A 6,167-nucleotide genomic window follows, 5' to 3' on the forward strand; every position below is an offset into this window, starting at 1 on the left:
GGGTGGACGCTCCGTAGGGGCCGGGGCTCTCGCGCCCTGGCCCCGGAATCCGCGGCCCCGGCCGCCCTCCCCACCGTCGCCGATCTCAAGGGAGACAGGACGTGTCCCGTCAGGTGTTCCTCTACGACCCCCCGGACCGTTTCGTGGCCGGTACGGTCGGATTGCCTGGACGCCGTACGTTCTTCCTGCAGGCTTCCTCAGGCGGACGTGTCACCAGCGTGGCCCTGGAGAAGACCCAGGTCGCCGCGCTCGCCGAGCGGATCGACGAACTGCTCGACGAAGTGGTGCGGCGGACCGGCGGAAACTCCCCGGTTCCCGCCGTGGCGCCGCTGGACGTCACCGACACCGCCCCGCTGGACGTCCCCGTCGAGGAGGAGTTCCGGGTCGGCACGATGGCCCTCGCCTGGGACGGCGAGGAACAGCGCATGATCGTCGAGGCGCAGGCGCTGGTCGAGCTGGACATGGACGCCGACGAGGACCCCGCCGAGGCGGAGGAGCGGCTCCTCCAGGACGAGGAGAACGGCCCGCCGATGCTCCGGGTCCGGCTCAGCGGCGCGCAGGCGCGGGCCTTCGCCAAGCGCGCCCTCGACGTCGTGAACGCCGGCCGCCCGCCGTGCCCGCTGTGCAGCCTGCCGCTCGACCCGGAAGGACACGTATGCCCGCGCCAGAACGGATACCGTCGCGGAGCCTGACCGGCACCGACCCCCTCACCCTGCTCGCCGAGGGCGAGCTGACCGTCCTCGGACAGATCCGCGGGGCCTCCAACGCGGCGCTGTACTGCACCGTCGCCCTCGACGGCGAGGAAGCGGCCTGCGTGTACAAGCCGGTGGCCGGGGAGCAGCCCCTGTGGGATTTCCCGGACGGCACGCTCGCCGGGCGCGAGGTCGCCGCGTACCGGATCTCCGAGGCGACCGGCTGGGATCTGGTGCCGCCCACGGTGCTCCGCGACGGCCCGTACGGCGAGGGCATGTGCCAGCTGTGGATCGACGTGCTGCCCGAGCGTGGTGAGGACGGCGAGACCGGCGAGGACGGTGCGCCGCCGATGCTCGCGCTCGTCGAGGAGGGGGAGCCGGGCGAGGGCTGGAAGGCCGTGGTCCGCGCCGAGATCGGCGAGGGCCGCACCGCCCTGCTGGTGCACGCGGACGACGAGCGGCTGCGGCGGATGGCCGTCCTCGACGCGGTGATCAACAACGGCGACCGCAAGGGCGGCCATCTGCTGCCCGCCTCCGACGGCCGGATCTACGGCATCGACCACGGTGTGACCTTCAACGCCGACGACAAGCTGCGCACCCTGCTGTGGGGGTGGGCGGGCGAGCCGCTGACCGCCGAGGCCGCAGAGGTCGTCGAGCGGCTCGCGGACCGGCTCGCGCCGGGCAGCTTGCTCGTCACCCGGCTGGCCGAGCTGATCACCGAGGCGGAGATCGAGGCCCTGCGGGGCCGGGTGGCGCGGCTGCGGGAGACCGGGCGGCACCCGGAGCCGAGCGGGCAGTGGCCCTCGATCCCCTGGCCGCCGGTCTGAGCGGACCCGCCGGTCTGAGCGGACCCGCCGGTCCGAGCGGACCGGCAGCGACGGACGGGGCCGATGCACACGGGGGAGAGCGGCGCAAGACCGCGACTTCGGACAGGATCCGGTATCCGGTTCGTATCCGGAACGTGCATCCGGTTACGCTCGTGGCATGCATGCCTGGCCCGCTTCTGAGGTCCCCGCCCTGCCTGGCAAGGGCCGCGACCTTCGGATCCACGACACCGCGACCGGCGGACGGATCACCCTTGACCCCGGTCCCGTCGCCCGCATCTACGTCTGCGGCATCACGCCGTACGACGCGACCCACATGGGTCATGCGGCGACCTACAACGCGTTCGATCTCGTACAGCGCGTGTGGCTCGACACCAAGAGGCAGGTCCACTACGTCCAGAACGTGACGGACGTGGACGACCCGCTGCTGGAGCGGGCCGTGCGCGACGGACAGGACTGGACCGAACTCGCCGAGCGCGAGACGGCCCTGTTCCGCGAGGACATGACCGCCCTGCGCATGCTTCCGCCGAAGCACTACATCGGTGCCGTGGAAGCCATACCCGGCATCGTCCCGCTGGTGGAACGGCTCCGCGACGCGGGCGCCGCGTACGAGCTCGACGGCGACGTGTACTTCTCCGTCGAGGCCGACCCGCACTTCGGCGAGGTCTCCCGCCTGGACGCCGAGGCGATGCGGCTGCTCTCCGCCGAGCGCGGCGGCGACCCGGAACGCCCCGGCAAGAAGAACCCGCTCGACCCGATGCTCTGGATGGCCGCCCGCGAGGGCGAGCCGAGCTGGGACGGCGGCTCGCTCGGAGCGGGGCGCCCCGGCTGGCACATCGAGTGCGTCGCCATCGCCCTGGACCACCTCGGCATGGGCTTCGACATCCAGGGCGGCGGGTCCGACCTCGCCTTCCCGCACCACGAGATGGGCGCCTCGCACGCCCAGGTGCTGACCGGCGAGCACCCCTTCGCCCAGGCGTACGTCCACGCCGGGATGGTCGGCCTGGACGGCGAGAAGATGTCCAAGTCCCGGGGCAATCTGGTCTTCGTCTCCCGGCTGCGCCGTGACGGCGTGGACCCGGCGGCGATCCGGCTGGCCCTGCTCTCGCACCACTACCGGTCCGACTGGGAGTGGACGGACCAGGTGCTCGCCGACGCCGTGGCGCGGCTCGGGCGCTGGCGGTCCGCCGTCTCCCGCCCGGACGGGCTGCCCGCCGAGGCCCTGGTCGAGGAGGTCCGCGAGGCCCTCGCCGACGATCTGGACGCGCCGGCCGCGCTGGCCGCCGTGGACCGCTGGGCCGAGCGGCAGATCGCCGAGGGCGGTACGGACGAGGGCGCGCCCGGCCTCGTCTCGCGTACCGTCGACGCACTGCTGGGCGTCGCCCTGTAGCGCCCTACACCAGGACAACTCGCTGAATTTCCACGGGTGTTCACAAGGAACCGGCCCCGGACTTCTTTCATGGAGTTCGGGGCCGGTTCCGTTTTGTCCATGGTCAAGTGCTCGCTGTTGCGCTAAAAGCGCTCTATGCAATCATCAACGCGCATCAGAACGGCGGCAGTTGCAGCCTTGCTGGGACTGGTGGCCGTCTTCACGGGTCCCGGTGCCGAACAGGCCGCGGCCGCCGGACCGGACACGGCGGCCGCCCGGCCGGACACCGGGGCCGCCGGACCGGACACCACGGTCGGCGACGTCACCGGCTTCACCGCCGACGGGGCCGTCTACCGCCTCGGGGCCGGCGCCGCCGAGGTCCGGGTCGGCTTCGTCTCCACCGACACCTTCCGCATCGAACTGGCCCCGGACGGCACGTTCACCGACCCGGCGGGCGACGAGATCGTCCTGCCGCAGGGCACCCCGCCGCGCACCCGCTGGCGGGAGCGCGCCGACCGCTACGAGATGTCCACCGCCGACGTCACCCTGCGCGCCTACAAGTCGCCCCTGCGATTTGCCCTGTACCGGGCGGACGGCAGCCGGATCTGGTCCGAGACCCAGGGGCTGACCTGGAACGGCGAGCGGACCACCCAGACCCTGGCCCGGGGCGCGGACGAGCAGTTCTACGGCGCGGGCATGCAGAACGGCCGGGGCAACACCTCGCACCGGGGCAAGACCGTCGAGGTCGGCGTCGACTACGACTGGGACGACGGCGGCCACCCCAACTCGGTGCCGTTCTACCTCTCCTCGGCCGGATACGGCGTCTTCCGCAACACCTTCGCGCCGAACACGTACACCTTCGGCGACCCGGTGACCACCAGTGCGCAGGAGAAGCGCTTCGACGCCTACTACTTCGCGGGCGGCAGCGCCAAGGACGTCATCGGCCAGTACACGAAGCTCACCGGCAAGCCCTTCCTGCCGCCCGTGTACGGCCTGGAGATGGGCGACTCCGACTGCTATCTCCACAACGCCAACCGGGGCGAGCGGCACACCCTGGACGCGCTGGAGGTCGCCGACGGCTACGTCGAGAACGACATGCCCAACGGCTGGATGCTCGTCAACGACGGCTACGGCTGCGGCCACGAGAACCTCGCCGAGACCGCCAAGGGCCTCCAGGACCGCGGCATGCAGCTCGGCCTGTGGACCGAGGACGGCATCGACAGGATCGCCGACCAGGTCAGGGCCGGCCAGCGGGTCGCCAAGCTGGACGTCGCCTGGGTCGGCGACGGCTACCAGTTCGCCCTGGACGGCTGCAAGGACGCGTACAAGGGCATCGAGGACAACAGCGACGCCCGCGGCTTCACCTACGCCCCCGAGAGCTGGTCGGGCGCGCAGCGCTGCGGGGTGCAGTGGTCCGGCGACCAGTCCGGCACCTGGGAGTACATCCGCTGGCAGATCCCCACGTACGCGGGTGCCACGATGTCCGGCCTCGCCTACACCACCGGCGACGTGGACGGCATCTTCGGCGGCAGCGCCAAGACCTACACCCGTGACCTCCAGTGGAAGATGTTCCTGGGGACCACGATGACGATGGACGGCTGGGCGGCCAGCGACAAGCAGCCCTTCCGCTACGGCGAGCCGTACACCTCGATCAACCGCGACTACCTCAAGCTCAAGGAGTCGCTGCTGCCCTACCAGTACTCCTACGCGTACGAGGCGACGAAGACCGGCGTCGGCATGGTCCGTCCGCTCGTCCTGGAGTACCCGGACGACCCGAAGGCGGCGTCGGACGCGGCGAAGTACGAGTTCCTCTCCGGCGAGGACTTCCTCGTCGCACCCGTCTACCAGGACAGCGCCGAACGCGACGGCATCTACCTCCCGAAGGGCACCTGGACCGACTACTGGAGCGGACGCGTCTACGAAGGACCGGTCACCCTCGACGACTACAGCGCCCCGCTCGACACCCTGCCGCTCTTTGTCCGGGGCGGGGCCGCCGTCCCGATGTGGCCCGGCATCCGCTCCTACCGGGACCGCACCGCCGACTCCCCGCTGGCCTGGGACATCTACCCGCGGGGCCGCTCCTCCTTCACGCTGTACGAGGACGACGGCGTCACCAGGCAGCACCGCGCCGGGAAGTACGCCACCCAGCGGGCCGACGTCACCGCCCCGGTCCGGGGAGCGGGCGACGTGAGCGTGCGGATCGGTGCGAGCAAGGGCGAGTTCGCGGGCAAGCAGCAGCGCCGCCCGTACGAGTTCACCGTGCACACCGGCTCCGCGCCGAGCTCGGTCACCCTGCGCGGCAAGCTGCCCCGGCTGGGCTCGGCCGCCGCGTTCAGGGCGGCGAAGCAGGGCTGGTGGTACGACCGGGACGACCGCGGCGGCGTCGTACGGATCAAGACCGCGCCGCTGGCCACCGGGGCGCCGTTCACCGTGCGGCTGAAGGACGCGAGCGCGGTCGGCGGTCGGCAGCCGGCGGCAGGGGCGACGGTCTCCGTACCGGCCGGGCAGGAGCTCGGCGCCGGGACCGCGGGCACCGTCGCCGTCGACGTCACCGCGGGCACCGCCGACATGAGCGCGGCCGAGATCGGCCTGGACGTCCCCGAGGGCTGGAAGGTCACCCGCACCGCGACGGCGGACCGGATACCGGCGGGCACCACCCGGCGGGTCGAGGTCACCCTCACCCCCGCCCCGGACGCCGTACCGGGCGAGGCCCGGCTCACCGCACAGGCCCGTTACCGGGCGGCGGGCGAACCCCGCACTACCACGCAGCGCTTCGCGGCCGCGGTGATGCCGCCCCCGCCCACCGGCGGTGCCTGGGCGAGCGACCTGGTCTGGCTGACGTCCGCCAACGGCTACGGACCGGCCGAACGCGACCGCAGCAACGGCGAGTCGGGCGCGGCGGACGGGCACACGCTGACCCTCGACGGCAGGACGTACGAGAAGGGCATCGGTACCCACGCCGACTCCGACATCGAGGTCTACCTTGGCGGACGCTGCACCGCGTTCACCGCCGACGTGGGCATCGACGACGAGATCAACGGCTACGGCGAGGTGGCCTTCTCCGTCGAGGCGGACGGCAAGGTGCTCTGGACCTCCCCAAAGCTCACCGGGGCCTCGGCGACCGTGCCCGTCGACGTGAGGCTCGACGGGGCCCGCCATGTGCGCCTGAAGGTCACGGACACCAACGGGTCCAAGAGCGGCGACCACGGGGACTGGGCCGCGGCCCGGTTCAGCTGTTCCTGACCGTCCGCGCGGACGGGGGAGCGCCGGGCGGTCGCGTAC

4 protein-coding genes are annotated in these 6,167 nt (G+C 72.2%); all 4 read left to right on the top strand.

What is annotated here, in order from left to right:
• Positions 1-101 precede the first annotated feature (101 nt).
• The 4 genes from ACFCV8_RS24400 (at position 102) to ACFCV8_RS24415 (ending at position 6,128) form a co-directional block, all read left to right on the top strand.
• Positions 102-692, top strand: coding sequence for a DUF3090 domain-containing protein (locus tag ACFCV8_RS24400; protein ID WP_376687553.1), 591 nt, complete (start codon positions 102-104; stop codon positions 690-692).
• A complete protein-coding gene (locus ACFCV8_RS24405; RefSeq protein ID WP_376687554.1) occupies positions 656-1,519 on the top strand; it encodes an SCO1664 family protein in 864 nt (287 codons plus the stop codon). Before ACFCV8_RS24400 ends, ACFCV8_RS24405 begins: the two co-directional genes overlap by 37 nt.
• Positions 1,520-1,676: 157 nt before the next feature.
• A complete protein-coding gene (mshC, locus tag ACFCV8_RS24410; protein WP_376687555.1) occupies positions 1,677-2,906 on the top strand; it encodes a cysteine--1-D-myo-inosityl 2-amino-2-deoxy-alpha-D-glucopyranoside ligase in 1,230 nt (409 codons plus the stop codon).
• Between the two features lie 135 nt (positions 2,907-3,041).
• Positions 3,042-6,128, top strand: a complete 3,087-nt coding sequence (locus tag ACFCV8_RS24415; RefSeq protein ID WP_376687556.1) for an NPCBM/NEW2 domain-containing protein — start codon at positions 3,042-3,044, stop codon at positions 6,126-6,128.
• The last annotated feature ends 39 nt before the right edge of the window (positions 6,129-6,167 follow it).

It is taken from the genome of Streptomyces sp. NPDC056347 (assembly GCF_042262625.1).
Classification (GTDB): domain Bacteria; phylum Actinomycetota; class Actinomycetes; order Streptomycetales; family Streptomycetaceae; genus Streptomyces.

Coding starts and splice junctions, on each gene's coding strand:
- ACFCV8_RS24405 (WP_376687554.1), top strand. CDS start 656: ATGCCCGCGCCAGAACGGATACCGTCGCGGAGCCTGACCGGCACCGAC.
- mshC (WP_376687555.1), top strand. CDS start 1,677: ATGCATGCCTGGCCCGCTTCTGAGGTCCCCGCCCTGCCTGGCAAGGGC.
- ACFCV8_RS24415 (WP_376687556.1), top strand. CDS start 3,042: ATGCAATCATCAACGCGCATCAGAACGGCGGCAGTTGCAGCCTTGCTG.